The organism is Limnospira sp. PMC 1279.21 (genome assembly GCF_032349615.1).
Taxonomy (GTDB): domain Bacteria; phylum Cyanobacteriota; class Cyanobacteriia; order Cyanobacteriales; family Microcoleaceae; genus Limnospira; species Limnospira fusiformis.
Map to the genome: position 1 here is coordinate 1 of NZ_JARPLU010000608.1, position 279 is coordinate 279.

Genomic DNA, 279 nt, shown 5'->3' on the forward strand with positions numbered 1-279 from the left:
TCTGGGGTTTGACCGTATACTCATTATTGAGTTGCGAATCTTTTTGGGTATTGTAGCTTATTGTCCTAAGATGTCAAGCAAATCTTGGATTAAATTCTGGCTCCGAGAAACGAATACCTTGGTACAGGTAGGGGAAGGGATAGGACGGCTGCTTGAGTGGGGTCGGACACTGGCGTGCTAAGGATGATCCAGTTCACGCCGGGTCCTCGGAAAAGGGGGGGTTGTTTCACGTAAAACTCCTGGGAGGGTTGGAAGCTCCGTGATTGATCACGGAGAGGC

The 279-nt window shown here is 49.8% G+C and carries 1 protein-coding gene; it reads left to right on the forward strand.

Annotated features, from left to right (window positions below; translation table 11 throughout):
• Positions 1-181 (forward strand): hypothetical protein (locus tag P5683_RS26200; RefSeq protein WP_315641345.1); only part of this gene is annotated, 181 nt, incomplete at its 5' end.
• Between the last annotated feature and the right edge of the window lie 98 nt (positions 182-279).